This is a genomic window from Streptomyces sp. NBC_00887 (genome assembly GCF_045207585.1).
Window position 1 is genome coordinate 1,488,949 of sequence record NZ_CP108788.1, and the last position, 26,668, is coordinate 1,515,616.

The 26,668-nt window shown below is 71.7% G+C and carries 26 protein-coding genes; 10 read left to right on the forward strand and 16 right to left on the reverse strand.

Features of this window, described 5'->3' with window-relative positions; genetic code table 11:
* Positions 1-108 precede the first annotated feature (108 nt).
* From rplT to infC, 3 genes are all read right to left on the reverse strand, one after another.
* Positions 109-492 carry a 50S ribosomal protein L20 gene (gene rplT / locus OG844_RS06740; protein ID WP_329212826.1) on the reverse strand — a complete coding sequence of 128 codons (384 nt, stop codon included), beginning with the start codon at positions 490-492 and terminating at the stop codon, positions 109-111.
* A 106-nt stretch (positions 493-598) separates the two neighbouring features.
* Positions 599-793 carry a 50S ribosomal protein L35 gene (gene rpmI / locus OG844_RS06745; protein ID WP_031097481.1) on the reverse strand — a complete coding sequence of 65 codons (195 nt, stop codon included), beginning with the start codon at positions 791-793 and terminating at the stop codon, positions 599-601.
* 120 nt (positions 794-913) lie between these two features.
* A complete protein-coding gene (infC, locus tag OG844_RS06750) occupies positions 914-1,657 on the reverse strand; it encodes a translation initiation factor IF-3 (RefSeq protein ID WP_406388778.1) in 744 nt (247 codons plus the stop codon).
* Between the two features lie 341 nt (positions 1,658-1,998).
* Between infC and OG844_RS06755 the strand changes: the two genes are divergently transcribed.
* Positions 1,999-2,361, forward strand: coding sequence for a DUF1844 domain-containing protein (locus OG844_RS06755; protein WP_329212824.1), 363 nt, complete (start codon positions 1,999-2,001; stop codon positions 2,359-2,361).
* 62 nt (positions 2,362-2,423) lie between these two features.
* On the opposite strand, the gene OG844_RS06760 is transcribed toward OG844_RS06755, so the two are convergent.
* Positions 2,424-3,152: an SseB family protein gene (locus OG844_RS06760; RefSeq protein ID WP_406388780.1), complete on the reverse strand. Its 729-nt coding sequence runs from the start codon at positions 3,150-3,152 to the stop codon at positions 2,424-2,426.
* An 86-nt stretch (positions 3,153-3,238) separates the two neighbouring features.
* Between OG844_RS06760 and OG844_RS06765 the strand changes: the two genes are divergently transcribed.
* Positions 3,239-4,141, forward strand: a complete 903-nt coding sequence (locus OG844_RS06765) for a serine hydrolase (RefSeq protein ID WP_406388782.1) — start codon at positions 3,239-3,241, stop codon at positions 4,139-4,141.
* Here the strand turns inward: OG844_RS06765 and mycP are convergent.
* Both mycP and OG844_RS06775 read right to left on the reverse strand, forming a co-directional pair.
* Positions 4,125-5,354 (reverse strand): type VII secretion-associated serine protease mycosin, encoded by a 1,230-nt coding sequence (mycP, locus tag OG844_RS06770; protein ID WP_406388784.1) that lies wholly within the window; start codon positions 5,352-5,354, stop codon positions 4,125-4,127. The genes OG844_RS06765 and mycP overlap by 17 nt on opposite strands.
* On the reverse strand, positions 5,351-6,214 hold the full coding sequence (locus OG844_RS06775; protein WP_406396023.1) for a hypothetical protein: 864 nt from the start codon (positions 6,212-6,214) through the stop codon (positions 5,351-5,353). The genes mycP and OG844_RS06775 overlap by 4 nt, the downstream gene beginning before the upstream one ends.
* A gap of 553 nt (positions 6,215-6,767) precedes the next feature.
* On the opposite strand from OG844_RS06775, the gene OG844_RS06780 reads away from it, so the two are divergent.
* The gene (locus tag OG844_RS06780) at positions 6,768-7,970 is read left to right on the forward strand and encodes an amino acid deaminase/aldolase (protein WP_406388786.1); all 1,203 of its coding nucleotides are present in this window, start codon (positions 6,768-6,770) and stop codon (positions 7,968-7,970) included.
* Positions 7,971-8,001: 31 nt separating this feature from the next.
* Here the strand turns inward: OG844_RS06780 and OG844_RS06785 are convergent, their stop codons facing one another.
* From OG844_RS06785 to OG844_RS06805, 5 genes are all read right to left on the reverse strand, one after another.
* A complete protein-coding gene (locus OG844_RS06785) occupies positions 8,002-8,946 on the reverse strand; it encodes a DUF2510 domain-containing protein (protein ID WP_406388788.1) in 945 nt (314 codons plus the stop codon).
* Between the two features lie 90 nt (positions 8,947-9,036).
* The gene (locus tag OG844_RS06790; RefSeq protein ID WP_406388790.1) at positions 9,037-10,398 is read right to left on the reverse strand and encodes a PQQ-binding-like beta-propeller repeat protein; all 1,362 of its coding nucleotides are present in this window, start codon (positions 10,396-10,398) and stop codon (positions 9,037-9,039) included.
* A 139-nt stretch (positions 10,399-10,537) separates the two neighbouring features.
* Entirely contained in the window at positions 10,538-11,326 is a 789-nt protein-coding gene (locus OG844_RS06795) for a 3-oxoacyl-ACP reductase (protein ID WP_406388792.1), read from the reverse strand.
* A 6-nt stretch (positions 11,327-11,332) separates the two neighbouring features.
* Positions 11,333-12,697 carry an aldehyde dehydrogenase family protein gene (locus tag OG844_RS06800; RefSeq protein ID WP_406388794.1) on the reverse strand — a complete coding sequence of 455 codons (1,365 nt, stop codon included), beginning with the start codon at positions 12,695-12,697 and terminating at the stop codon, positions 11,333-11,335.
* Between the two features lie 7 nt (positions 12,698-12,704).
* A complete protein-coding gene (locus OG844_RS06805) occupies positions 12,705-14,066 on the reverse strand; it encodes a glutamine synthetase family protein (RefSeq protein ID WP_406388795.1) in 1,362 nt (453 codons plus the stop codon).
* Positions 14,067-14,140: 74 nt separating this feature from the next.
* On the opposite strand from OG844_RS06805, the gene OG844_RS06810 reads away from it, so the two are divergent.
* Together OG844_RS06810 and OG844_RS06815 are read left to right on the forward strand one after the other, a co-directional pair.
* Entirely contained in the window at positions 14,141-14,878 is a 738-nt protein-coding gene (locus tag OG844_RS06810; protein ID WP_406388797.1) for a FadR/GntR family transcriptional regulator, read from the forward strand.
* Between the two features lie 114 nt (positions 14,879-14,992).
* A complete protein-coding gene (locus OG844_RS06815) occupies positions 14,993-15,706 on the forward strand; it encodes a gamma-glutamyl-gamma-aminobutyrate hydrolase family protein (RefSeq protein ID WP_406388799.1) in 714 nt (237 codons plus the stop codon).
* 69 nt (positions 15,707-15,775) lie between these two features.
* Here the strand turns inward: OG844_RS06815 and OG844_RS06820 are convergent, their stop codons facing one another.
* Positions 15,776-16,720: a LysR family transcriptional regulator gene (locus tag OG844_RS06820; protein WP_406396024.1), complete on the reverse strand. Its 945-nt coding sequence runs from the start codon at positions 16,718-16,720 to the stop codon at positions 15,776-15,778.
* 82 nt (positions 16,721-16,802) lie between these two features.
* Here OG844_RS06820 and OG844_RS06825 point away from each other — a divergent pair, with 82 nt between their 5' ends.
* The gene (locus OG844_RS06825; protein WP_406388801.1) at positions 16,803-17,957 is read left to right on the forward strand and encodes a TDT family transporter; all 1,155 of its coding nucleotides are present in this window, start codon (positions 16,803-16,805) and stop codon (positions 17,955-17,957) included.
* Here OG844_RS06825 and OG844_RS06830 read toward each other — a convergent pair.
* The 4 genes from OG844_RS06830 to OG844_RS06845 all read right to left on the reverse strand — a co-directional run bounded on the left by OG844_RS06830 (position 17,896) and on the right by OG844_RS06845 (position 23,073).
* The gene (locus OG844_RS06830) at positions 17,896-18,603 is read right to left on the reverse strand and encodes a helical backbone metal receptor (RefSeq protein ID WP_406388802.1); all 708 of its coding nucleotides are present in this window, start codon (positions 18,601-18,603) and stop codon (positions 17,896-17,898) included. The two genes, OG844_RS06825 and OG844_RS06830, sit on opposite strands and share 62 nt — an antisense overlap.
* Positions 18,604-18,619: 16 nt before the next feature.
* The gene (locus OG844_RS06835; protein ID WP_406388804.1) at positions 18,620-19,165 is read right to left on the reverse strand and encodes a helix-turn-helix domain-containing protein; all 546 of its coding nucleotides are present in this window, start codon (positions 19,163-19,165) and stop codon (positions 18,620-18,622) included.
* 187 nt (positions 19,166-19,352) lie between these two features.
* Positions 19,353-21,989, reverse strand: a complete 2,637-nt coding sequence (locus OG844_RS06840; protein ID WP_406388806.1) for an ABC transporter permease/substrate binding protein — start codon at positions 21,987-21,989, stop codon at positions 19,353-19,355.
* Positions 21,982-23,073 carry a glycine betaine/L-proline ABC transporter ATP-binding protein gene (locus tag OG844_RS06845; RefSeq protein WP_406388808.1) on the reverse strand — a complete coding sequence of 364 codons (1,092 nt, stop codon included), beginning with the start codon at positions 23,071-23,073 and terminating at the stop codon, positions 21,982-21,984. Before OG844_RS06845 ends, OG844_RS06840 begins: the two co-directional genes overlap by 8 nt.
* A gap of 263 nt (positions 23,074-23,336) precedes the next feature.
* Here OG844_RS06845 and OG844_RS06850 point away from each other — a divergent pair, with 263 nt between their 5' ends.
* The 4 genes from OG844_RS06850 (at position 23,337) to OG844_RS06865 (ending at position 26,633) form a co-directional block, all read left to right on the forward strand.
* Positions 23,337-24,245, forward strand: a complete 909-nt coding sequence (locus OG844_RS06850) for a 5'-3' exonuclease H3TH domain-containing protein (RefSeq protein WP_406396025.1) — start codon at positions 23,337-23,339, stop codon at positions 24,243-24,245.
* A 64-nt stretch (positions 24,246-24,309) separates the two neighbouring features.
* A complete protein-coding gene (locus OG844_RS06855) occupies positions 24,310-25,152 on the forward strand; it encodes a siderophore-interacting protein (protein WP_406388810.1) in 843 nt (280 codons plus the stop codon).
* A gap of 144 nt (positions 25,153-25,296) precedes the next feature.
* Positions 25,297-25,881, forward strand: coding sequence for a sigma-70 family RNA polymerase sigma factor (locus tag OG844_RS06860; RefSeq protein WP_406388812.1), 585 nt, complete (start codon positions 25,297-25,299; stop codon positions 25,879-25,881).
* A complete protein-coding gene (locus OG844_RS06865; RefSeq protein WP_406388814.1) occupies positions 25,878-26,633 on the forward strand; it encodes an anti-sigma factor domain-containing protein in 756 nt (251 codons plus the stop codon). The genes OG844_RS06860 and OG844_RS06865 overlap by 4 nt, the downstream gene beginning before the upstream one ends.
* The last annotated feature ends 35 nt before the right edge of the window (positions 26,634-26,668 follow it).

Consider the following 26,668-nt stretch of genomic DNA (forward strand, 5'->3'; position numbering starts at 1 on the left):
TTCTCTGCGTACGGATGACTACGTACGCACAGCGTCCTGCAACGCACCGGACCCGCAGACGGCTTGCGCCTGCGGGTCCGGCTCACACACCTGGAAGGACTGCCTGGATCAGGCGGCCTTCGGGGCGTTGACGTCGCTCGGAAGGGCCTTCTGAGCGACCTCGACGAGAGCGGCGAACGCGTTGGCGTCGTTGACCGCGAGCTCGGCCAGGATCTTGCGGTCCACCTCGATGTTGGCGGCGTTCAGACCCTGGATGAGGCGGTTGTACGTCATGCCGTTCTGGCGGGCAGCGGCGTTGATGCGCTGGATCCAGAGCCGACGGAAGTCGCCCTTGCGCTTCTTGCGGTCGTTGTAGTTGTAGACCAGGGAGTGGGTGACCTGCTCCTTGGCCTTGCGGTACAGGCGCGAACGCTGACCGCGGTAACCCTTGGCGGCCTCGAGGATCGCCCGGCGCTTCTTGTGGGCGTTTACTGCCCGCTTGACGCGTGCCACTTTTGACTCCTTACAGCGGGGCCGTGGTTGGACTCACACGGCCCGGAAACGAATTGGTCCCGGTCGGATCGAGGTCGCGCCTCCGGGTTCACCGGAGGCAGCGTCCTCACTTGCCGAGAAGCTTCTTGACCTTCTTGACGTCGGCCGGAGCCACGACGACCGTGCCGGTCAGCGAGCGGGTCTTCTTGGACGACTTGTGCTCGAGCAGGTGGCGCTTGCCGGCCTTCTCACGGAGCACCTTGCCGGAGCCGGTGATCTTGAAGCGCTTGCTGGCACCGCTGTGCGTCTTGTTCTTCGGCATCGCGCCGTTCTCTCCTCGTCAGTGGCGCCCCTCTCGGTGCGGGCACCGGACTGCAGGGGCGTCAGATCTTTGGGTGGTTCCCGAGGGACCTGGGGGCGCCTGGATGGCAGCCCCCAGAGGTCACGCCTCGGAAGGTGTTTCTGCAGGTGTCTCGGCCGGAGCCTCGGCAGCTGCGGCCGGGGCCTCAGCGTCTTCACCCTCGGGCTCGGCGTCGTGGGCGTAACCCTGACGCTCCGCCTTGCGGGCGGCCTGGGCCTCACGGGCCTCGGCCATGGCTTCGGTCTTCTTCTTGTGCGGGCCCAGAACCATGATCATGTTCCGGCCGTCCTGCTTCGGGTTGGACTCGATGAAGCCGAGGTCCTCGACATCCGAAGCGAGACGCTGGAGCAGTCGGAAACCCAGCTCGGGACGGGACTGCTCACGACCACGGAACATGATCGTGATCTTGACCTTGTCCCCCTGCTTGAGGAACCGGACGACGTGACCCTTCTTGGTGTCGTAGTCGTGCGGGTCGATCTTCGGCCGGAGCTTCATTTCCTTGATGACCGTGTGCGCCTGGTTCTTGCGCGCCTCACGGGCCTTCATGGCCGACTCGTACTTGAACTTTCCGTAGTCCATGAGCTTGCACACGGGGGGACGGGCTGTCGCCGCCACCTCGACCAGGTCGAGGTCGTACTCCTGTGCAAGTTCCAGGGCCTTGGCAAGCGGAACAATCCCGACCTGCTCGCCGCTGGGACCGACAAGTCGCACCTCGGGAACGCGAATCCGGTCGTTGATGCGGGGCTCGGCGCTGATGGATCCTCCTCGGTAGCGCCACGCGACCGCCTGGCGGACAGCCGCGTAGCGTCTGTTTCGTAAGACCAACCGAGCCGGGAAAGCAAAAATGCCCCGGGACGGGACACAGGCGGGGCTCCAGGAAATACCGGAACACCGCGCGGTCAACCGCGGGGCGCATCGAGCAGCTCCATCGTCCGTACGGAACGATGGTCGCTACCTGACCGGTGACCCGCCGTCCGCGAGGACGGTCAGGTGGGAGATCGGAGCCTCCACTTGTGGGCCGAGCACATAGGTGTCCGGCCGGTCGTTACACAAGGTTAGCAGCTTCGCGGGGCTGCGGCTAACCCGCGGCCCCGCACGCCTCGCAGTCGCTCCCACAGGTGCTCCCACGGACAGCGCCGTGCGGACGTGGCCTTATCGTGTGGGGCATGAGTGACGCGACCCCCAGCACCGAGAACCCCGGCTTCGACGACATGGCCCGCGACATCGCGGAGGTCCCCGCGGTCGAGGTGATCGTGACCGTCGCCGTCAATCTGATGAGCGCGGCCGCCGTGAAGCTCGGTCTGACCGAGGAGGGCGAGCAGCACAAGGACCTGGACGAGGCCCGCAAGCTGGTCCAGGCACTGGCCGGTCTGCTCGACGCGAGCACCACCGAGATCAGCACCTTCCACGCCTCCCCGCTGCGCGACGGCCTGAAGTCGCTCCAGCTGGCCTTCCGCGAGGCCTCGCTCGTACCGGACGAGCCGGGCCAGGGCCCCGGCGAGAAGTACACGGGCCCCGTCTACGGCTGATCCCTCCGCACCGCACACCTCCGAGCCCGCTGCCTGCGACAGGCGGCGGGCTCTCGCGTGTGTCAGCGGGTGAAGAGGGGCTCGCCGGGTGCCTCGGCCCCGGCCGGCAGGAGTGCGAGGTCGATACCGCGCACCAGCCTGGCACGCAGGACCTCGCTGGCCGACAGCGCGTCGGCGACCCGCCGGGCGGCTTCGGCCACCACCGCGTCCGGGCGGAGGACCAGGGCGAGGGTGCCGTCGGCCTGCCCCGGGCCCAGGTGGGCCCGGATCACCGCAGGTTCGGCTGCGACCGCTTCCCGTACCGCGGCGACCACGGCCGGGTCGTCGAGCGGGTCCGTGCTGCTGCGGTTCTCTGCCAGGGCGAGCAGCGCCGGGCCGGTCAGTTCGAAGGCGACGGGCCCCGCGAGGTCCAGGACCACCGTGTCCGCCTTCTCGTGGGCGGCGGCCTGCAGGGCCTGGTGCAGGGGTACGGCGACCGGGCGCGCCTGCGGGTCCCAGCGGGCCAGCGAGGCGGTGGAGGTGAAGGCGGGCAGGGCGCGCCGGTCACCGGCCTGCAGGGTCGGCACGGCCATGTCGCTGGTCTTCTCGCGACGCAGCCCGTTCTCGTCCTCCTCGACCTCGCCGAGGACGGCGACGACCGGGACGAGGAGCCTGGCGCCGCGGAGCGCCGCCAGGACCGGGCCGACGGTTGTCCGGTCCTCCGCCCACGCGGCGAGCGCCGCCGTCAGTTCGGGGGCGGCCGTGCCGTCGTCGTCGGAGAAGCCGGGGTCCGGAATGTTCTTGAGCGCCACACGACGAGCGTAGTGGACCGGTTCTCCCATCCCGGCGACAGGTCGGGCACAGGCTGCTGCCAGCTGCGGTTCCTAGCGTCCGGATCATGTCCCGCAGAAGAATCCGCAGGTCCGCCCTGTCCGCATCCGTGACGGCTGTCGTGCTGCTGGCGGGTTCCGCCGCCGGGGGCGCGAATCTGGTGGGTCACTCGCCGGATCGTGCGCCCGCCGCCGTGGCATCCGTATCGTCCGCGTCGAGCCCGTCGGCCGCGGCGAGCACGAGCGAGGAGCCCGAGGTGGATCTCGATGCGGAGCTGGCAGGCGCGCTGGCGCCCCTGACCGGCGGCGCCGACGTGTCGGTGGCGGTGCTGGACACGGCGAGCGGGGCGGGCGCGGTGTACGGGGACGGGGCGTACGACACCGCGAGCATCGTCAAGGTCGACATCCTGGCGGCCCTGCTGCTCCTCGCCCAGGACGAGGGGCGGGAGCTGAACGGCGCCGAGCACGCGTGGGCGGAGGCCATGATCCGGCGCAGCGACAACACCTCGGCCACCGAGCTCCTGAAGACGGTCGGCGGCGCCGAGGGGCTGGACGCGGCGAACGAGCGGCTGGGGCTCTCCGGGACGACTGCCGCGCATGCGTGGGGGCTGACGCAGACGACGGCCACCGACCAGGTGCGTCTGCTGGAGGCGGTGTTCGGTACGGATTCGGAGCTGTCGGAGACCTCGCGCGCGTACCTGACGGAGCTGATGGGCGAGGTCCGGGCGGACCAGCGGTGGGGGGTGTCGGCGGCGGGCAGCGGCGCGGCGCTGAAGAACGGGTGGATGCCCCGCACGACGACCGGGCTGTGGGACATCAACAGCATCGGACGGGTGGAGAGCGGCGGGAGCACCTACCTGGTGGCCGTGCTGTCGCGCGGGCACGCGACGAAGGAGGCCGGCGTAGCCCTCGTCGAGTCGGTGGCGAAGGCCGCCGTCGGCGTGGCAGGACGGGTCAGCGCCACCGGGTGATGCCGGCGACGGTGCTGTTTCCGCTCGTGCTTCCGCCGGTGTGGGCTCCCCTGCCGCGCCACAGGACCACGGCCAGGGCCAGCAGCACGGCGCCGAGCGCCCCGGCGGACGGGGCCAGCCAGCCGGCGGGGCCGTCGTCCCCGGCCTTCGGGTCGGGGCCGGATCCGAAGTACTGCTTGCGGTAACCGGCCGGGGCGGACTTGGCGTCCAGGTTGTCGGGGCGGAGCTTCTCCCCGGCCTCGATCGCGGCGGCGGGGTCGACCAGCCCGTAGCCACGGGCGTCGTCGCGGCCGCCTGCCGGGGAGTTGCGCGCGGTGTCCGCGAGCAACGTCTTGAGCTGGGCGGGCGACAGCCCGGGGTGGGCGGCGCGTACGAGGGCGACGGCTCCGGAGACGAACGCCGAGGCGGCCGAGGTGCCCCACTCGATGTAGTAGTGGCGGTCCGGGTTGGCGACGACGATGTCGACACCCGGCGCGCTGACGGTGGCGTACCAGCGGCTGGTGGAGAACGCGGCGTGGGTGCCGTACTTGTCGACGGCGGCGACAGCGATCACCCCGGGGTAGGCGGCGGGGTAGGAGACGCCGTTGCCCTTCTCACCGCTGTTTCCGGCCGAGGCGACGACGGAGACGTTCTTGCTCAGGGCGTACTGGACGGCCGCGTCCTCACCGGGCTCGGGGTGCGCGGACTTGCTGTCGTCGCCGAGGGAGAGGTTGATGACGTCGGCACCGTGGTCGGTGGCCCAGCGGATGCCGTCGGCGAGGGCGGTACCGCGCGACTGACGGGCCTTGGCGCGGGACGCGTCGTTGGACTCGAGGATGACCCGCACGGGCATGATCCTCACTTCCGGTGCGACTCCGAGGACGCCGTCGTTCCGCCCGGGCCCGTTGCCGTGGCCCGCGATGATGCCGGCCATCGCGGTGCCGTGCACCGCCCAGGCCCGGTCGCCCTTTCCGGCGCCGAACCCGATGAGGTCCTTGCCCGGGAGCACTTGGCCCTGGAGGTCGGGGTGGCTGCCGTCGACCCCGGTGTCCAGGACGGCGACGGTGATGCCCTTGCCCTTCGTGGTCTGCCAGGCCCGGTCGGTGTGCAGGGCCTCCAGGGCCCATTGCCGGTCCCGCAGGGCGTCGGCCTGGGCCGGCACCGCGGGCAGTACCGCGAACGCTGTGGCGATGGCCACCGCGGCGAACGCGCGGAGCCGGCGGGGGCGGGTCATTCCGGCTTCTCCGTGAGGTCGGTGACGTTCCTGCGCAGCGAGCGCTCCACCCGGTCGGCGATGCCCTTCGCCTCGTGGCCGAGCCCGGCCTGGGCGACCGCCGTGGTGGCGCCTGCCGCCATGGCGACGGCTGCGGGCTGCGGCTCGGCGACCGTACGGCCGTCGGCGAAACCGGAGACGGCGAACACGACGACGGGCACCTCGGTCAGGACGCTGACCGTCCAACTGGCACGCTGCCGGTCACCGAAGTCCGCTGCGGCGGTGCCCTCGGCGGGGTAGGTACGGGGCATCAGGTCTGCCCGTACATCGAGGTGCTGGCCGGTGAACCGGGTACTGAGCGCGCGCATCCCTTCGCTGTCCGCCTCGGTGAAGACCATGCCCACGGTGGTGACACTGCTGCTTGTCGCGTCGGTGTAGGTGGCCCGCACCATGCGTGCGCAGCCGACCGGGCGGAGCGTCTTGAGCAGCAGCGGGTCCAGGCCCGCCGCGCAATCGCTGTCGGTGGCGACGGCGACGCGGGTCCAGACCCGGTCGGTGGCCCCCGGTCCCGCGCCGTCGCCCTTGAGGGTGCGGGGGAAGAGCGTGTCGACGGGGACGCTGTGCCAGGCGGAGCGGCCGGCCGAGTACGCGGTACCGGCTCCGGGCTCGGCCGCGGAGTCCCCCGTGAGCCAGGTGCCGGTGACCGCACCGCCGATCAGCCCGATGCCGAGCACGACACAGGCCACGGCGGCCGCGGCCCTGCCCGGGTTCCGGGTCTTTATGGGGCGCAGGCGGGTGGTGGTCTCGACGGGCGTCTCGGCGTAGCCGTAGTACGCCCCCGGCGGGGCGGGGACGGCGCCGGGGCGCGGGGTGAGATCCACCGCGCCGACGGGCCTGCGCCTGGTCGCGGGCGGCGGCGGAGGAGGCGCGGCGGGTGGTGCGGGCGGCACGATGCGCAGCTGGGTGGTCGTCTCCACGGGCGGGGGCGCGTCGTCCGCGGTGCGGGGCGCGGGGGCCTGCGGGCGGGGAGCCGGGGCCTGCGTGGGCTGCGCGACCGTGCCCGGTGCGGCGGGGGCCTGCGTGGGCGGCACGCCCGTGCCCGGTGCGGCGGGAGGCACGGAGGGCGGTATGGGCTGCACGCCCGTGCCCGGTGCGGCGGGAGGCGCGGGCGGAGCCGGGGGCTGCGCGGGGACGGGCGGCGGGGTGGTCGGGCGGGGCGGCACAGGAGCGCGCTGCGCTTCGGTACTCATCCGGCCCCCTGGTTCACTTCCCCGTACCGCCTGCGGATCACTTTCCCGGACCGGCCGTCGGTCATCCGCGTGACCGTCACTCTACGGGGTGAAGGGCGCCCCGTGGGCACAGGACCGGGGGTGCGGGGGATCTGCACCGAACGTCCCCCTACCCAGTGGTACGACCGTCTGGCAAGCTGCGGCCATGACTGCCCGCGCCGCTGACCGGACCCGTTACAACCGGGCCACCGCCCATCTCGACGCCCCTGTGGCGGTGGTGGACCTGGAGGCTTTCGACACCAATGCGGACGACCTCGTGCGCCGGGCGGGCGGGAAGCCCGTCCGGGTGGCGAGCAAGTCGGTGCGCTGCCGCGCGCTGCTGGAGCGGGTGCTCGCGCGTCCGGGGTTCGCCGGGATCATGTCGTTCACCCTCGCGGAATCGCTGTGGCTGGCCCGGGCCGGTTTCGACGACGTGCTGCTGGCCTATCCGTCGGCCGACCGGGCCGCGTACGCCGAGCTGGCGGCGGATCCCAAGCTGTCGGCGGCCGTGACCGTGATGGTGGACGACCACGCGCAGCTGGAGCTGATCGACGCGGCACGGGCCGGCGGCACCGAGGAGATCCGGGTCTGTCTGGAGCTGGACACCTCGCTGCGGATGCTCGGCGGCCGGGTCAGGATCGGCGCGCTGCGCTCGCCCCTGCGCTCGCCCGCCCAACTGGCCGAGCTGGCCCGTTCCGTGGCCCGTAGGCCGGGCTTCCGGCTGGTGGGGCTGATGGCGTACGAGGGCCATGTCGCGGGCGTCGGGGACTCGGTCGCCGGCCGGCCGCTGCGATCGCGTGCGGTCCGCCTGATGCAGGCCACGGCCCGCAAGGAGCTGGCGGCGCGGCGGGCGGAGGTCGTGCGGGCCGTCCGGGCGGTGACGCCGGACCTGGAGTTCGTGAACGGGGGCGGCACCGGCAGTGTGCAGCACACCGCGGCCGAGGCGGCGGTGACCGAGATCGCGGCCGGTTCGGGGTTGTACGTACCGCGGCTGTTCGACAACTACACCTCGTTCACGGGCCGTCCGGCCGCCCTGTTCGCCCAGCCCGTGGTGCGGCGGCCGGGTGTGGGCGTGGTGACGGTGCTGGGTGGCGGATATCCGGCGTCCGGGGCCGCGGGCGCGGACCGGCTGCCGGTCCCGTACCTGCCCGAGGGGCTGCGCTACGACCCGCAGGAGGGTCCGGGAGAGGTGCAGACGCCGTTGCTCGGCTCGCCCGCCGATGATCTGCTGATCGGGGACAAGGTGTGGTTCCGGCACGCCAAGGCCGGTGAGCTGTGCGAGCGCTTCGACGAACTGCAGCTGATCGAGGGCGACCGGATCACGGCGACCGTGCCGACGTACCGGGGCGAGGGCCGTACGTTCCTCTAGGGTCGTCTGCCCGGATCGGGGCCGGAGCGGGTCAGGGTCCGACCGAGCTGCCGACGCCTCCTCCGGTGGCACTGTCACCGAGCGGGCGGATGCCCCGGGTGATGGTGTCCATGAGGGAGACGGGCAGCTTGTCCTGTCCGGCGTCGAGCGCGAAGCGGACGATGACCGGCGTTTCGCTGCCCACCGCCGAGGGGAAGACGAGCGACTGCACGAATCCGCCGGGGCCCTTGCCCGTGGTGACCTGCCGGCGCACCAGGTATCCGGTCCGCCCGGCCACGCTCACGGACTTGGACGCCAGTTCCTTCTGCGACGTGATGCCGCCGTGGATCGGGTCCCCGACGAAGTTCTCCCCGTAGGCCTTGTCGGCGGCGGTCTTGATGTCCTGCTTCGCCAGAGTCTCGACGGACGTGACGTCGGTGCCGCTCGCGGTGCGGACGGTGACCGTGCCGTGGTAGCAGTAACTGCCGGAATCGCCGGGGCAGGTGTAGGACTCGACCGTACGCATCGTGGTCGCGTCGTCGAGCGTGCTCTCCGGCTTCTCCCAGCCCTCGGGGACCGGGAGCGTGATCCCGTTGAGCTGGTCGACGAGCAGCTTCGGGTCGTCCGCGGGGGCGTCGTCGGCCGACGGGGTGTCCGTGCCCGGGGTGTCGGAGCCACCGGTCGCCGGTGCGGAGCTGCTGGGCCCGGGGCCCGCCTGTGTGCCTGTGCCGTCGTCCTCGCCCAGCACCAGGATTCCGGTGACGGTCGCGCCGGCGATCACGAGGACCGCCAGCGCGACCGCGACGACCCGGGTGGTCCGGCCGCCGCTCGGGGCGGGGGCCGGTGGGACCTGCGGTGCGAACTGCTGCTGGAACGCGACGGGCTGCGCGACGGCGGCCGGCCGCGTGTGCCCGGTCCAGGCCGTGCCGTCCCACCAGCGCTCGGTGCCGGAGGTACTCGCGTCCGGGTACCAGCCGGGAGGGGTCGCGTTGCTCATGCCCCCACTCTAGATTCCGGGGATTTCGCTGCGAGGGGCCCTGGTGCCCTGCGCCGGAGATCCGGCGTCGGTGGTGCGGTCCCCGATCCGTCACTCGCGCGCGTACACCGAGAAGGGGCGCGCCCCCGAATCCTGCCGCACGGCGACGACGAGCTCCTCGTACACGAGCAGGTCCGCCAGTTCGCCCTGTGCCCGGTCCACGTCGAGACCGGTCTCGATGCTCTCCTTCTCGTCGCCCGTGGCGGCGTCGAGCACCCGCAGTTCGTCGAGGCCGTCGTGCCGGGAGCCGCGGTCGGCGAGAACGGTCACCCGGCCGCCGGTCACGTCGAGGGCGCGCAGACCGCCCGCGACGGCCACGTCCTCCAGCCAGACCTGGCCGCCGCTCGTGAGGTCGAAGGCGACCACGCGGTCCCGGTACGCCTCGCGCTCCCTGCTCTCGGCGCCGAGATAGAGCCGCCCGTCCGCGACGGCCACGAGGGCCGGCGCGTGTGCCTGGACCGTTCCGTATCCGCCGGTGGACTCGATCCGCCCGGCGGGCTTCCCGTCCTCTCTGAAGGCGAGGAAGGTACTTGGCTGGCCCTCCGTCGCGCCGCCGAGCTGCGCGACCGCCGGCTCGGCGGACAACAGGGTCACCTGACCGTCCGGTACGGGCGTGGTCCGGCCGCCGAGGGGCGCGGTCCACCGCTGCCGGCCGTCGGCCGGATCGAACGCGGCGAGGCGCAGTTCGGTGCGGGCACAAGCGAGTACTGCGACGACCTGCCGCTCCCCCGCGGCGATCTGCTCGGGCACGCAGCCCTCGGGGACGGCCGCTGTCCAGCGCGGGGCGCCGGTCCGCAGATCGAGGGCGCGCAGGGCCTTCGACCCGGGGACGGCGGGGCGGGTGTCGGGGGTCCACGTGTCGTCGTCGAGGGCCCACATGTCGTCGGCGTCCCGCACGACGGCGATCCCGCCACCGACGGCGACCATGTCGGTGAACGTATCGGTCTGTTCGCCCGGGGGGCGAGGCGTGTGCCATCGCTCGCGGCCGGTCGTGAGGTCGAGCGCGGCGACGGTCGAGCAGCCCGCGTCCGTCGTGTTCCCCCGGGCGATCAGAACGATGGAGCCGGCCGACCGCCGGCTGACGGCGCAGATGTGCTCCTGTCCGGGTGGGGTGTACTCCCAGCGGCCCTTCCCCGTCCCCGCGTCGAAGGCGGTGACCGCGTCGTACCGGCTGCGGACGAGCGTGTCACCGACCAGCCAGGTTCCGTTGCCGTAGCCCATGGCTTCGCTGTCGACCGGGGCCTCCCAGACGACGCGCAGTGAGCCCCCGAGGGCGGAGCAGCCCGTGGCGAGGCCGGCGACGAGGAGCGCGGTGAAGGCCGCGCGGAGGGGGCGAAGCCGCCCCGTACCCTGACGGCCCGGCAGCAGCCTCTTCCGCCCCGGCCCCGTGTCGTCGGTCGTGCGCGTCGCCATGCGGATCCCCACCCCTGGCTCGAACGGTCGAAACCCCGTCAGGGTAGGTCACAGCCGGTCCACTTGGTCGACACTTCCGGCGGGCGGCCGGCCTGGCCGCGGCTCGTCCGTCGACCCGGCCGACCGGAACGGGCGATCGCTAAAGGGGAGTCACGTACGCCCCCGAGATCCCGCCGTCGACGAGGAAGTCGGTGGCGTTGACGAACGAGGAGTCGTCGCTGGCCAGGAAGGCTACGGCCGCCGCGATCTCCGTCGCCTCGGCGAACCGGCCGACGGGAATGTGCACCAGCCTGCGGGCTGCCCGCTCGGGGTCCTTGGCGAACAGCTCCTGGAGCAGAGGGGTGTTGACCGGTCCCGGGCACAGGGCGTTGACCCGGATCCCCTCCCGGGCGAACTGCACACCGAGTTCGCGGGACATCGCGAGCACTCCGCCCTTGGACGCGGTGTACGAGATCTGGGAGGTCGCCGCGCCCATCCGGGCCACGAAGGACGCGGTGTTGATGATCGAGCCGCGCCCCTGGCGCCGCATGTAGGGGAGGGCAGCCTTGCAGCAGAGGTAGACGGAGGTGAGGTTGACGTCCTGGACGCGCTTCCACGCCTCCAGCCCGGTGGTCAGGATGGAGTCGTCGTCGGGTGGCGAGATGCCGGCGTTGTTGAAGGCGATGTCCACGGATCCGTACGTGTCGTACGCGGCCTTGAACAGCGCCTCGACCTGGTCGGGGTCGGTGACGTCGACCTGTACGAAGGTGCCTCCGGCTTCCTTGGCGGCCGCTCTGCCCGCGGTTTCGTCGATGTCGCCGCAGACGACGTTGGCGCCTTCGGACGCCAGCCTGCGGGCGGTGGCGAGACCGATGCCGCTGCCGGCTCCGGTGATGACGGCGGTACGGCCGGCCAGGCGGCGGCAGATGTTCCCGGTGTCGGTGGTCATGCGTGTTCAGGCCTCCGTGCCGATGAAGACGTTCTTGGTTTCGGTGAATGCCGCGAGGGCGTCGGGCCCCAGTTCACGGCCGAGTCCGGACTGCTTGTAGCCGCCGAACGGTGTCCAGTAGCGGACGGCGGAGTGGGAGTTGACGGACAGGTTTCCGGCCCGCACCGCCCGGGAGACCCGCAGGGCGCGGCCCACGTCGCGGGTCCAGACGGACCCGGCCAGGCCGTACTCGGTGGCGTTCGCCAGCCGGACCGCGTCCGCCTCGTCCTCGAAGGGCAGCACGACGGCGACCGGCCCGAAGACCTCCTCGGTGGCGACGGGCGCGTCCGCGTGGACCTCGGTGAGGACGGTGGGCGGGAACCAGAACCCAGGGCCTTCGGGGGCGCTGCCCCGGATGCCGGCCGCGCCCTCGGGGACGTAGGAGCGGACCCGCTCCAGTTGGGTGCGGGAGATCAGCGGGCCCATCTGGGTCTTCTCGTCCGAGGGATCGCCCACGACCACCGAGGCGAGGGCGGGGGCGAGGAGTTCCAGGAAGCGTTCGTGGGCGGAACGCTGGACGAGGATGCGGCTGCGGGCGCAGCAGTCCTGACCGGCGTTGTCCAGGAAGGACATCGGTGCGGCGGCTGCGGCGGCCTCGATGTCGGCGTCCGCGAAGACGATGTTGGGGCTCTTGCCGCCGAGTTCGAGGGTGAGCCGCTTCACGCGGTCGGCGCACGCGGCCATGATCTGCTTGCCGACACGGGTGGAGCCCGTGAAGACGATCTTGGCCACTCCGCGGTGTTCCACCAGGGCCCTGCCCGCGACCTCGCCCGCGCCGGGCAGCACCTGGAAGAGGTGCTCGGGCAGACCCGCTTCCAGGGCGAGCCCGGCCAGGTGCAGGGCGGTGAGCGGGGTTGTCTCCGCCGGTTTGAGGAGTACGGCGTTACCGGCGGCGAGAGCCGGGGCCACCCCCCAGGCGGCGATCGGCAGGGGGAAGTTCCAGGGGGCGATCACCCCGATGACGCCGAGGGGTTCGAGGAAGGTGACGTCGATGCCGCCGGGCACGGGGATCTGACGCCCGGTGAGGCGCTCCACTCCCCCGGCCGCGTAGTCCAGCAGATCGCGGACGTTGCCGGCCTCCCAGCGCGCGTTGCCCAGGGTGTGGCCCGCCTCGGTGACCTCCAGCCGCGCGAGCCGTTCGCCGTGTTCGTCGACAAGGACGGCGAAGCGGCGCAGCAGCCGGGCGCGGTCGGCGGGAGCGAGTGCGGCCCAGACCTGCTGCGCTGCCGCGGCCCGCGTGACGGCGGTGTCCACCTCGGCGACGGTGGTGGCGGGAACGGTGGCGACGAGCTCTTCGGTCGCCGGGTTCAGTACTCGGTGCTCGGTGATCACAGGTGCCTCACAGGCGTTCGAAGGAGCGGCGGAGCTCCCAGTCGGTCACCGCGGCGTCGAAGGCCTCGAGTTCGACACGCGCCATGTTGCGGTAGTGCGAGACGATCTCGTCGCCGAAGGCCTCCCGGGCCACGTCGCTGTCCTCCCAGAGGGCGGCCGCTTCGCGGAGTGTGGTGGGGACCTGGTCGTATCCGGCGGTGTAGGCGTTGCCCTCGCACGCGTCGGGGAGTTCGAGTGCGTGCTCGATGCCGTGGAGTCCGGCGGCGACGAGGCCTGCGACGGCGAGGTACGGGTTGACGTCTCCGCCGGGGAGCCGGTTCTCGAAGCGCATCGAGCGGCCGTGTCCGACGACGCGCAGGGCGCAGGTGCGGTTGTCGTGGCCCCAGGCGACGGCCGTCGGGGCGAAGGAGCCGGGCTGGAAGCGTTTGTAGGAGTTGATGTTGGGCGCGTAGAGCAGGGAGAAGTCGCGCAGGGCGGCGAGCTGTCCGGCGAGGAAGTGCCGCATCACGGGTGACATCGTGCCGTCCTCGCCCGCCATGACGCTCTGTCCGCCTTCGTCCCGGAGCGAGAGGTGGATGTGGCAGGAGTTGCCTTCGCGCTCGTTGAACTTGGCCATGAAGGTGAGCGCGACGCCCTCCTGGGCGGCGATCTCCTTGGAGCCCGTCTTGTAGACGGCGTGCTGGTCGCAGGTGACCAGTGCCTCGGCGTATCGGAAGACGATCTCGTGCTGGCCGGGGTTGCACTCGCCCTTGGCCGACTCGACGGTGAGGCCGGCGGCCGCCATCTCGTTGCGGATGCGGCGCAGCAGGGGCTCGATGCGGCCGGTTCCGAGGACGGAGTAGTCGACGTTGTACTGGTTGGCCGGGGTGAGATCGCGGTAGTTGCGGTCCCAGGCCTGCTCGTAGGTGTCCTTGAAGACGATGAATTCGAGCTCGGTGCCGACATGGGCGGTCAGCCCGTGGGCGGCGAGCCGCTCCAGCTGGCGGCGGAGGATCTGGCGGGGCGCGGCGACGACGGGTGCACCGTCCTCCCAGGCGAGGTCGGCGAGAACCATGGCCGTGCCCTCGTGCCAGGGCACCCTGCGCAGGGTGGCCAGGTCGGGGTGCATCGCGAAGTCGCCGTAGCCGTTGGCCCAGGAGGACATCGCGAATCCGTCGACGGTGTTCATGTCCGTGTCGACGGCGAGCAGGTAGTTGCAGCCCTCCGTTCCGTGTTCCAGCACCTCGTCGACGAAGAAGGACGCCGCGAACCGTTTGCCCTGCAGCCGGCCCTGCATGTCGGGGAAGGCAAGGACGACGGTGTCGATCTCGCCGCTCGCGACGAGCAGACGCAGCTCCTCGGGCCGGAGCGGGGGTGTGCGGTCTGCCACGGGGTACTCCTCGTTCGGTCAGCCGGAAGGCTTAAGGTATGGGACAGAACCATTGAGGGGAAGGGGATCGGGACGTGGCGCAGGAGACCGGTGGGACCGGGCCCTTCGACCGGCTGCTGCCCGTACTGAGGCCGGTGCACGCGGGCAACGGCTTCGAGGAGGCGCTGGAGCAGGTCCTCCAGGTGGTCCGGCTCGGCCTGGTGCCCAGCGGCGGGCGGCTGCCCGCCGAGCGGGATCTGGCGGAGCTGCTGGGGATCAGCCGCGTCACCCTGCGCGAGGTCCTGAAGGTGCTCCAGGACCAGGGGCTGGTCGAGGCCAGGAGGGGCAGGTACGGCGGCACGTTCGTGCTCCCCCGCGCCGGCGGGGCCGGCGGCGGCGAGCTGCGCCGCCGGGTGGAGGGGGTCGACATCGAGGACGTCCTGCGCTTCCGCGAGGTGCTGGACACCGGGGCGGCCGGGCTGTGCGCGGCGCACGGCCTCCACGACGAGGGCGTGGACCGGCTGCGCAGGGCACTGATCGCGACACACGAAGCACCTCTGCCCGACTACCGCAGGCTCGACACCCTGTTTCACCTGACGCTGGCCGAGCTCTCCGGCTCCCCGTCCCTCACCGCCCGGTACGCCGCCGTACGGGCGACCCTGAACGACCTGCTCGACTGCATACCCCTGCTGGTGCGGAACCTCGAGCATTCGCAGCACCAGCACGCGGTGCTCGTCGACGCGGTGCTCGACGGCGACGAGGAGGCCGCGCGCACGGTGATGCGCGAGCACTGCGCCGGAACGGCGGCACTGCTCCGGGGTTTCCTGGCCTGAACCCGATCTTCCGGATCGTCTCTCTTGCGCACCGGCCCGGTACGCACAAAGGTATGACGCATCACCATTGCACCGGGCCCGGTCCACGCGACCGCCCGCCGGAGGGACCGCACCATGCACGAACCGCTCATCGGCGTCACCACCTACCTGGAGCCGGCGGCTCGCTGGGGTGTCTGGGAGCTCCCCGCAGCGGTGCTCCCCTCGGCGTATCCCCGGCTGGTCCAGCGGTCCGGCGGCCTGGCGGCCCTGCTGCCGCCGGACGCCCCCGAGCGCGCGTCGGCCGTCGTGGCCAGGCTGGACGGGCTGGTGATCGCGGGCGGCGCCGATATCGACCCCGGTCTGTACGGCGCGGAGCGCGACTTCAGGACCGGGCCGCCCGCGCACGAGCGCGACGCCTGGGAGCTTGCGCTGCTCCGCGCGGCGATGGAGGCCGGCACCCCGGTGCTCGGCATCTGCCGCGGCATGCAGCTGCTCAACGTGGCGCTGGGCGGCACACTGAGCCAGCATCTGGACGGGCACACCGGTCCGTTCGGCAAGGCGGGGGTGCTCGGCGAGCACGCGGTGTCGCCGGTGCCGGGGACGCTGTACGCCTCGCTCGTGCCCGAGAACGCGTCCGTACCCACGTACCACCACCAGGCCGTGGACCGTCTCGCTCCGGGTCTCGTGGTGTCCGCGCACGCGGCGGACGGCACGGTCGAGGCGGTCGAGCTGCCGGGCCCGCAGTGGGTGCTCGGGGTGCAGTGGCACCCGGAGATGGGCGAGGACCTCCGGATCATGCGGGCCCTGGTCACGGCGGCCCTGGCACGGACGAGCCCGTCCGCCGTCTGAGGAACCGGGGCCGGAAGCGGTCCGGGGACCGAGGAGCAGCAGAGCCGGAAGGCGGGCAGGCCCGCGGGACTACGCCCCGTCGGCGGTCAGTGAGAGCAGGTCACGGGCGGGGCCCGTGGGGCGGTGGCCCGCGGGCCAGACCGCCCGCAGCTGACGCCTGAGCCGGACGCCCGCCACGGGGACCTTGACCAGGCGCCGGGCCGACAGCTCCTCGCCGAGAGCCAGTTCGCTCAGGACACAGGGACCGGCCCCGCTCTCCGCCGCCCCCTTCACCGCCGTGGTCGAGGAGAGTTCCAGCAGCGGCCGCGCGAGTCCGCCGTGCACGGCGAGTGCGGCGTCCAGGACCTGCCGGGTGCCCGAACCGTGCTCCCGCAGGATCAGCGGTGTCGCCGCCAGCTCCTGCGGAGTCAGCTGACTGCGGCGGCGGGCCCACGGATGGGTGGGCGCGACGACGACGACGAGGCGGTCGTGCGCGATGACCGTGCCGTCGAGCCCCTCCGGCACCGACAGTCCCTCGACGAAGCCGAGGTCGGCCTCACCCGCGCGCAACCGCAGGGCGACCACGGCCGAGTTGCCCGCGGTCAGGGACACGGCCGTTCCAGGGCGTGCGGCGCGCAGCGCGATCAGCCAGCCCGGCAGCAGGTACTCCGCGATGGTCATGCTCGCCGCGACCCGCAGCCGGGAGTCGCGCCGGTCCCGCAGCGCCTGCGCACCGGCGTCGAACGCCTCGGCAGCCTCGACGACCCTGCGCGCCCAGTCGGTGACGAGGGCGCCCGCGTCGGTCAGCCGGGAGCCCCGCGGCGAGCGGTCAAGGAGCGCGACACCGAGCTGCCGCTCCATCGACCGGATGCGGCTGGAGGCGGCGGGCTGGGTGATGCCGACGTCCCGCGCGGCCCTGCCCAGGCTGCCGTGACGGGCGACGGCCAGCAGCAGCACCATCGCCCCGAGGTCGGGGACCCGGTGGGACAGGGGGCCGTGCTCGTCACCGGGGCTGGGCGGCGGGGCGCTGGACATCGGTATGGACATAAGCCCAGCTTATGACGTCATAGGTCCGGGCTCCCTGGTGGGCCGGAACCCGCCCGCCGAGGATCGTGGCATGGCCATCTTTCCGCAGATCCAGTCCCGGGTGCTCGCCCCCGCCCCCACCCCTCTTCGGCTCCCCACCCTGCGGTACATCGGCCCCAACTGGTACGCGACGGTCATGGGCACCGTGATCGTCGCCACGGCAGGGGCCGGGCTGCCCGTGCACGTGCCCGGGCTGCGCGGTGCCTGCCTCGTGGTCTGGGCCGTGTCCGCGGTGCTGCTCGTAACGGTCCTCGCGGCCCGCGCCGGACACTGGATCCTGCACCGGGACCAGGCCCGCGCCCACCTCCTGGATCCTGCCGTCGCCCCGTTCTACGGCTGCCTCTCCATGGCGCTGCTCGCGGTCGGCGCGGGGACCCTCCTGGTCGGCCGGGACGTCATCGGGCATTCCGCCGCGGTCGCCGTGGACGCGGTGCTGTTCACGCTCGGCACGGTGACCGGACTCGCCGCGGCGGTCGCGATCCCGTACCTCATGGTCGTACGGCACCGTCCGGAACCCGGCACCGCGTCGCCGGTCTGGCTGCTCCCCCTCGTGGCGCCGATGGTCTCCGCCGCTGTCGGTCCGCTGCTCGTGCCGGAACTGCCCGCGGGCCAGTGGCGCGAGGCACTGCTGCTCGCCTGCTTCGCGATGTTCGGGCTGTCGCTGCTGGCGACCCTGGTGATCGTTCCGCTGGTCTTCGGCCGGCTGGTGCACCAGGGCCCGTTGCCGCTCGCGCTGACACCGACCCTCTTCCTGGTGCTCGGCCCCCTGGGCCAGTCGACGACCGCGGTCAATCAGCTGGCCGATGCGGCGCCGGCTGCGATCGGGGCGCCGCACGCCTCGGCGTTCGGCGCGTTCGCCGTGCTGTACGGGGTACCCGTGATGGGGTTCGCGCTGCTGTGGCTGGCGCTGTCCGTGGCGATGGTGGTGCGGGCCGCGCGGCGCGGCATGCGGTTCACGATGACGTGGTGGGGCTTCACGTTCCCGGTCGGTACGTGTGTCACGGGCGCGGCGGGGCTGGCCCGGCACACCGGGCTCACCGCCTTCGTCTGGCTGGCCGTCGCGCTCTACGTGCTGCTGGTGGCCGCCTGGGCGGTGGCGGGCGCACGGACGCTGCGGGGACTGCTCAGCGGAGTGCTGCTCGCAGCACCGCAGCCGCTTCGGTCAGCGACGGCCCGTACCACGTGAGGTGACGGCCGTCGACGAGCGCGGCGGGCAGCCCGGGAAAGGCCTCGGGGCCGTCGGTCGCGGTGAACCGGTACGGCTCGTCGGGCAGGACGACCAGCTCGGCGCCTGCCGCGTTCAGCTCGGCCACCGGGATGCGGGGATAGCGCTCGGGGTGGTCCGCGTAGACGTTGCGTACGCCGAACCGTGCCAGCAGGTCACCGGCGAACGTGTCGCGGCCCAGCACCATCCAGGGCCTGCGCCAGACCGGGATGACCGCGGGGCGCGGGGTGGCGGGAGGCGGCAGCGCCGCCCAGGCGGTCTCGGCCTCCTCCAGCCAGCGCGGCCGGCCCAGGCCGCATCCGGCGACCAGGACCCGCTCCAGTTCGGTGAAGGCCTGGGCGAGGGTGCGGACCTCGGTGACCAGGACGTTCAGCCCGGCCTCCCGCAGGGCGGCGAGGTCGGGGTCCCGGTTCTCCTCCTCGTTGGCGACGACGAGGTCGGGGCGCAGTGCCACGACGGCCGCCACGTCGGGATTCTTGGTACCGCCGATCCGGGCGGTGGTGAGCTCCGGCGGGTGGGTGCACCAGTCGGTGGCACCGACCAGCAGGCCGGGGGCGGTGACGGCCACCGCCTCGGTCAGCGAGGGAACGAGGGACACGACGCGCACGACAGGACCCCTCGGCTCAGCGACGCGAGTCGTACGTCGCGTCGATGTGCTCGGCGACCGAGACGACGAGCAGCCGGGTGCCGGGCACCGTCGCGCGCCACCGGTGCCGGACCCCTCCGGAGAGGAAGAGGGTGTCGCCGCGGCCCAGCCGGTAGGCCTGGCCCTCGGCCTCGACCTCGGCTGCGCCCTCCACGACGTACATCACCTCGTCGTTGCGGTGCTGGAACTCGCGTCCGAGGTCCTGCTCGCCCACGAACTCCAGGACGCTGAGCTGGTGGCGGCCGCGCACGAGTCTGCGTACGCCGTCGTCGTCACCCGCCCGCACGACGTCCACGGAGCGCGCCGAGTCCGCCGCTGCCCGCAGCCGCTCGGTCGTGGTTTCCAGTGCTTCCGCCACCCGGTCCAGGGAACGGGCGCTGGGTCTGGCACGCTCGTTCTCGATCTGGCTGAGGAACGGCACGGACAAGCCGCTGCGCCCGGCCACCGCGGCCAGTGTGAGACCCAGGGTCCTGCGCCGTCGGCGAACCGCGGCACCCACCCGAAGGGCTTCCTTGTCGTCCATGTCCGGCTCCCTCCCCGGATCGTCATCCTCCCGGTTGCCAGCACCCTACGCATGTCGTTTGTGGGATGGAGCCGAAGTGAATGTCCGGGAAACCTTCAGGGAGGGCTCCGACCAGCCTGAAGGGGACGGCCCCGGCGCAATGCCGGGACCGTCCCCTTCAGGGTGTTGACTGCTGACGCGGACCGATTCAGCTGCCGACGGGGGCCAGCTGGTCCACCACTTCCGGGTTGGCGTCCATCCAGTGGCGGGCGGATTCCTTCTCCTTGCCCGCCCCGCCCTTCTGGATCTCCACCTCGAGCGAGGCCAGCTGCGCCTCACTGAGCTTGAAGTCCTTCAGCCAGCCGGTGAACTCCGGGAAGTCCTTGGCGAAGTCCTTCTTGGCGACCGTGTGGATCTGCTCGCCCTCGCCCCAGGCGCCCTTGGGGTCCTTCAGCTTCTTCAGGTCGTGCTTGCCGTAGGCCCAGTGCGGCGACCACAGGGTCACCACGACCGGCTCCTTCTTCTTGATCGACCGGTTCAGCTCGGCCAGCATCGAGGAGGTGCTGGAGGAGACGACCTCGTACTCGCCCTCCAGTCCGTACTCCTTGAGCACCTTCTCGTTCAGCGTGCCCATCATCCCGGCGCTGGACTCGATGCCGATGATCTTGCCGTTGAACTTCTTGCCCTGGCCCTTGAGGTCATCGAGCGAGTCGATGCCCTTGACGTACGAGGGAACGGTCAGCTCCAGCGAGGTCGGCCCGTACCAGGAACCGAGATCGGTGAGGTTGTCCTTGTAGCGATCCCAGTAGTCCTTGTGCGTGGTCGGCAGCCAGGAGTCGAACTGGACGTCCAGCTGTCCCTGCGCGAGGCCGGTGTAGAGCGGGCCCGGGTCGAGCTGCTTCACCGTGGTCTTGTACCCGCGGTCCTCCAGCATGTTCTGCCAGAGGTAGGTGGAGGCGATGGCTTCGTCCCACGGGAAGTACCCCATGTTGACGGTCTTGCCCGCGTCCTCGCCCTGCTGCGCACCGCCCGCACCGCCGGGTACCGGCGCCAGCTTGGCGAGGAGACCGGGGTTCTTCTTCAGCCAGCTGCGGACGCCGTCCTGCTCCTTGCCCTGGCCGGCTCCCTGGATCTCGTTCTCCAGGCTGGTGAGCTGCTTCTCGGTGAGCTTGAACTTCTTCAGCCAGTCGGCGACGGCCGGTGCCTTCTCGGCGAAGCCCTTGTGGGCGACGGTGTGGATCTGCTCGCCCTCGCCCCAGGCGCCCTTGGGGTCCTTCAGCTTCTTCAGGTCGTGCTTGCCGTAGGCCCAGTGCGGCGACCACAGGGTCACCACGACCGGCTCCTTCTTCTTGATCGACCGGTTCAGCTCGGCCAGCATCGAGGAGGTGCTGGAGGAGACGACCTCGTACTCGCCCTCCAGTCCGTACTCCTTGAGCACCTTCTCGTTCAGCGTGCCCATCATCCCGGCGCTGGACTCGATGCCGATGATCTTGCCGTTGAACTTCTTGCCCTGGCCCTTGAGGTCATCGAGCGAGTCGATGCCCTTGACGTACGAGGGAACGGTCAGCTCCAGCGAGGTCGGCCCGTACCAGGAACCGAGATCGGTGAGGTTGTCCTTGTAGCGATCCCAGTAGTCCTTGTGCGTGGTCGGCAGCCAGGAGTCGAACTGGACGTCCAGCTGTCCCTGCGCGAGGCCGGTGTAGAGCGGGCCCGGGTCGAGCTGGGTGATGCCCGTGGTGTAGCCGCGCTGCTCGAGGAGCTCCTTCCAGAGGAAGGTGGAGGCGATGCCCTCGTCCCAGGGGATGTAGCCCAGGTTGATCTTCTCGCCCTTGCCGACGTTCCCGCTGTCGGCCGTGGCGGTCCCGGAGTCGTTCGAGCCCGAGCCGGCGATGTTCAGACCGCCCGCGACGAGCGCGAGCACGACGACACCGGTCATCGCGACAGCGGTTCCCGGCTTGTAGTGCGTGAACTTCAGGCGACGCGCACCGGCGGCGGCCTTGGCGGCCGCTCGGCGGCCGAGCGGGGAGACCCGCTCGTTGAGCGCTCCGGTCATCCGGTCGAGGTACATGGCGAGGATGACGACGGCGATCCCGCTCTCGGCGGCGAGGCCGACCTGGAGCTGGGTGATCGCGGCGTACACCTTCTCGCCGAGGCCTCCGGCGCCGGCCATGCCGCCGATGACGACCATCGACAGGGCCAGCATGATGACCTGGTTGATTCCGGCCATGATCGTCGGAAGCGCGAGCGGAAGCTGCACCCGGGTCAGGGTGTCCTTGGGCGTGGTGCCGAACGCCGCGGCCGCCTCGACCAGCTCGCTGTCGACCTGGCGGATGCCGAGCTCGGTCATCCGGACGCCGGGGGGCATCGCGAAGACGATGGTGGCGATGACACCGGGGGTGACGCCGACGCCGAAGAACATGACGCCGGGGATCAGGTAGACGAAGGCGGGCATCGTCTGCATGACGTCGAGCACGGGCCGCAGGGCGGCGCCGACCCGGTTGTTGCGCGCGGCCCAGATACCCATGGGCACCGCGATCACGATGGTGATGACGGCTGCCACCACGACCAGCGAGAGCGTCGCCATCGCCTCGCCCCACAGGGCGAGGGAGTCGATCAGCGCGAAGCCCGCGAAGGTGAGCACGGCCGGGACGATGCCGCGCAGCCAGAAGGCGATCACGGCGAAGATCGCGGCCACGAGCAGCGGCTCGCCGCCGCCGAGTACCGCGTTGACACCGTCGTACATGCCGCCGAGGACGGCCTTGATGGCGTCGAAGATCCAGGTGAGGTTCGACTGGAGCCAGTCGACGGCGCTCTCGACCCATGCGCCGAAGGAGATCCTAGGCACCGGCGTTCACCTTCCTGATGTCACGCTGGGCCGGCACCACGTTCTCGACCTTCGGTTCCTCGCCGAGCGCGGCGAGCAGACGGTTGCGCGGCACGACGCCGATGACGCCGCCTTCCGCGTCGGTGACGGCGACGGCGACCCCGCTGGTGGAACAGGGGGTGAAGAGCTCCGCGATGGGCGTCTCGGCGGACACCGTCGCGGGGGCCTCGGCCAACAGGTCCTCGTCGGAGCGGCCCGCTTCGGGCTGCTCCATGATCGAACCGGCGGTGAGCACGCGGGAGCGGTCGACGTCCTGGATGAAGGAGGCCACGTAGTCGTTGGCCGGCCGGACGAGGATGTCCTCGGCGGTGCCCTGCTGGACGATCTCGCCGTCCCGCATCACGGCGATGCGGTCACCGAGGCGCATGGCCTCGTTGAGGTCGTGGGTGATGAAGACGATGGTCTTCTTCAGTCGCTTCTGCAGTTCGAGCAGCTGGTCCTGCATGTCGCGGCGGATCAGGGGGTCGAGCGCGCTGAACGACTCGTCCATCAGCAGGAGGTCGGCGTCGGTGGCGAGCGCGCGGGCGAGCCCGACACGCTGCTGCATGCCGCCGGACAGCTCGTCGGGCCAGGACTTCTCCCAGCCGGCGAGGCCCGTCATCTCCAGGGCGTCGGTGGCGCGCTTCTCGCGCTCGGCACGCGGTACTCCCTGAACCTCCAGCCCGTACGCGGCGTTCTCGAGCACGCTCCTGTGGGGGAAGAGCGCAAAGTGCTGGAAAACCATGCTGATCTTGGAGGAGCGGACGCCGCGCAGCTCGCGCGGGCTCAGGGCGGTGAGGTCCTGCCCGTCGAACAGCACACGTCCGGCGGTGGGCTCGAGCAGCCCGTTGAGCATCCGCAGCAATGTGGACTTCCCGGATCCGGAGAGCCCCATGACGACGAAGATCTGGCCCGGTTCCACGGTGAACGAGGCGTCGATCACCGCTGCGGTCGTTCCGTCGGCGCGCAGCTCGTCGCGGTGGGTACCGCTCTCGAGCTTCCGCACGGCTTGATCGGGTCGTCTGCCGAACACCTTGTACAGGTGCTCCGCTTGCAGCCTTGACACATATACCTCACGCGTTGAACCAAAAACGGTCTGCCACCCCCTCCGGCAGACCGTGGAGCAGTGCGGATTCGGTCCGCAAAGCACGCACATCAGTCGAAAAATGGACGTGGTCCGCTCCGGTGGCGCGCCTGCCCTCACTTACGCAGCCCAAACACATGTGTGATCCAGTTCACCTTCGGGTGGCGGTGGCGGCGGGACGGCAGGCGTCGGCCGCCGGCGGTGTCGGTGCCGTGCGGCATCATCGGGGTGTGACGCGACGCCTGATGCTCCTCGACACCGCCTCCCTCTACTTCCGCGCCTACTTCGGCGTCCCGGACTCGGTGCGCGCACCGGACGGCACTCCGGTCAACGCCGTGCGCGGGCTCCTCGACTTCATCGCCCGGCTGGTCCAGGACCACCGGCCCGACGACCTGGTCGCCTGCATGGACGCGGACTGGCGGCCGCACTGGCGGGTCGAGCTGATCCCCACCTACAAGGCGCACCGGGTGGCCGCCGAGACACCCGCCGGGGTCCCGGACGAGGAGGAGACCCCCGACACCCTCTCCCCGCAGGTCCCGATCATCGAGGACGTCCTGGACGCCCTCGGCATCGCCAGGGTGGGCGTCGCCCCGTACGAGGCGGACGACGTGATCGGCACGCTCGCCGGCCGGGCCACCGGCCCCGTGGACATCGTGACCGGCGACCGCGACCTGTACCAGCTGGTCGACGACGCCCGCCAGGTGCGGGTGCTGTACCCGCTGAAGGGCGTGGGCACGCTCCAGATGACCGACGAGGCATGGCTGCGGGAGAAGTACGGTGTCGACGGCGCCGGCTACGTCGATCTCGCGCTGCTGCGCGGAGACCCGAGCGACGGCCTGCCGGGGGTCCCCGGCATCGGCGAGAAGACCGCGGCGAAGCTGCTGGACGCCTACGGCGATCTGGCCGGGATCATGGCCGCGGTCGGCGATCCGGCCTCGAAGCTGACCCCGTCGCAGCGCAAGCGCCTCGACGAGGCGCGGGACTACGTGGCGGTCGCACCGAAGGTGGTCCGGGTCGCCGGCGACGTACCGCTGCCCGAATTCGACGCCGCGCTCCCCGACGAGCCGCGGGACCCCGCGGCCCTCGAGGCCCTCGCGGCCCAGTGGGGTCTGGGCGGCTCCCTGCAACGCCTGCTCGTCACACTCCAGGCGTGAGAGTGCTAACTTAGGCATACCTAAGTCCAGAGGTTCATTGCACAACCGGAGCAGGGAGTCCCTTGTGGCAGAGCGGCAGGCACGCCAGGCACCGACGGCGCAGGGGGCGCAGGTCGTGCGCACCGAACAGCTCACCCCGCACATGGTGCGGGTGGTTCTCGGCGGCGACGGCCTGGCAGGCTTCGAGCTCGCGGGGTTCGCCGACCACTACGTCAAGCTGTGCTTCGCGCCCGAAGGCGCGGACTACGCACACCCCTTCGACATGGCCAGGATCCGCGAGGAGTACCCGCGCGAGCAGTGGCCCACCACCCGTACGTACACGGTGCGTTCCTGGGATCCGGCCGCCCGTGAGCTCGCCATCGACTTCGTGGTGCACGGGGACGAGGGGCTCGCAGGTCCGTGGGCGAGCCGGGCGCAGCCCGGCGACCAGGTGACGTTCCTGGGCCCCGGCGGCGGTTACGGGCCGCAGGCCTCGGCCGACTGGCACCTGCTCGTCGGCGACGAGAGCGCGCTGCCCGCGATCGCCGTGGCCCTGGAGCAGATGCCGGCGGGCGCGCTGGTGCACGCCTTCGTCGAGGTCGCGGACGCCGCGGAGGAGCAGAAGATCGTCACGCCCGACGGAGTGGTGGTGACCTGGCTGCACCGGGCCGAACGTCCCGTCGGAGAGGCTCTGACCGCCGCGGTGACGGGTCTTGAGTTCCCCGAGGGCGAGGTACAGGCCTTCGTCCACGGCGAGGCGGGCTTCGTCAAGGAGATCCGCCGTCACCTTCGGCTGGAGCGCGGGATCCCGCTCGCTCAGCTGTCGATCTCCGGTTACTGGCGCGAAGGCAAGAACGACGACGCCTGGCGCGCGGTCAAGCGCGAGTGGAACGAGCAGGTCGAGCGCGAGCAGGAGAAGGCCGCGTAGCGAGCCCGACGCACCCCTGCGGCCCGGTCCCCGTCATCGACGGCGGCCGGGCCGTGCGACGATTCCGGCCCACCGACCAATCCGCACGGCCGCCGGCTTCGAATCACCCAGGAAACCGTTGCGTGCCCTGGGAGGAACATCCGCGTGAAAGAGGCCGTTTACATCAGCGGGGCACCCGCGCCCGGGCCCGATCTGCAGGCGCTGCTCGTCCTGGTCGCCTGTGGGGACCAGGACGCCTTCACCGAGGTGTACGACATGGTCAGCGGGTCGGTCCTCGGCCTGGTGCGCAGTGTCCTCCGCGACCCCGCCCAGTCCGAGGAGGTCGCCCAGGAGGTGCTGGTCGAGGTGTGGCGCACCGCCGCCCGCTTCCAGCCGTCCCGGGGCAGCGCCATGAACTGGGTGCTCACCCTCGCCCACCACCGCGCCGTCGACCGGGTCCGGTCGGCCGAGGCGAGCGCGGCGCGGGAGCACAGGGCGGCGCTGCTGGACCGCACGCCCGACTTCGACGAGGTCTCCGAACAGGTCGAGACCCGGCTCGAGAGGGAACAGGTCCGTCGCTGTCTGCGGACGCTCTCCGAACTCCAGCGGCAGTCCGTGACCCTGGCGTACTACCGGGGGCTGACCTATCGCGAGGTCGGCGAGCTGCTCTCCGTACCACTGGGAACCGTCAAGACACGGTTGCGCGACGGGCTGATCCGGCTGCGCGACTGCCTGGGGGTGAACGCATGAGCACCGCCGATCTGCACACACTGACCGGGGCCTACGCCCTGCACGCTCTACCGGAGGACGAACGCCTCGCGTTCGAGCGGCACCTGGACGCCTGCGAGGCGTGCGCCCAGGAGGTACGGGAGCTGTCCGCCACCGCCGCCCGGCTCGGGCTCGCGGTGTCCACCCCTGCGCCGCCCGGGTTGCGCGACCGGGTGCTGCGGGAGATCACGACCGTACGGCAGGAGCCGCCGGCCCGCGGCCGGACCGGCCTCTCCGGTGCCCCTCCGCGCCGGGCGGGCCGCTGGTCGACGTACGCGCTCGCCGCCTGCGTCGCCGCCGCTGCCGCGTTCGGCGGGGTCGCCGTGTGGCAGAACCAGGTCGCGCAGGACGCCCGGCAGAAGGCGGACCGGGCACAGCAGCAGAACGAGCAGCTGGCCCGGGTGCTCGCGGCGCCGGATGCCAGAACCGGCTCGGGAGCCCTGGAAGACGGCGCCCGCGGGGCGGTCGTCGTCTCGCAGAGTGAGAACCGGGCGGTCTTCCTGGCCTCCGGCCTGGCCCGGCCGCCCGGGGGGAAGGTCTACCAGCTGTGGTTCAACGACGACGGGACCATGCGGTCGGCCGGTCTGATGGACCCGTCGGCGACGGACGACGCCGTACTGCTGGACGGGCCGGTCGACCGGGCGTCCGGCATGGGCATCACCGTCGAGCCGGCGGGTGGATCCGAGCAGCCGACCTCGGCGCCCGTGGCCCTGATGGACTTCCCGGGCGCCTGAGTCGGAGCGAGGGGCCCCTGGGCACGCGCGCCCAG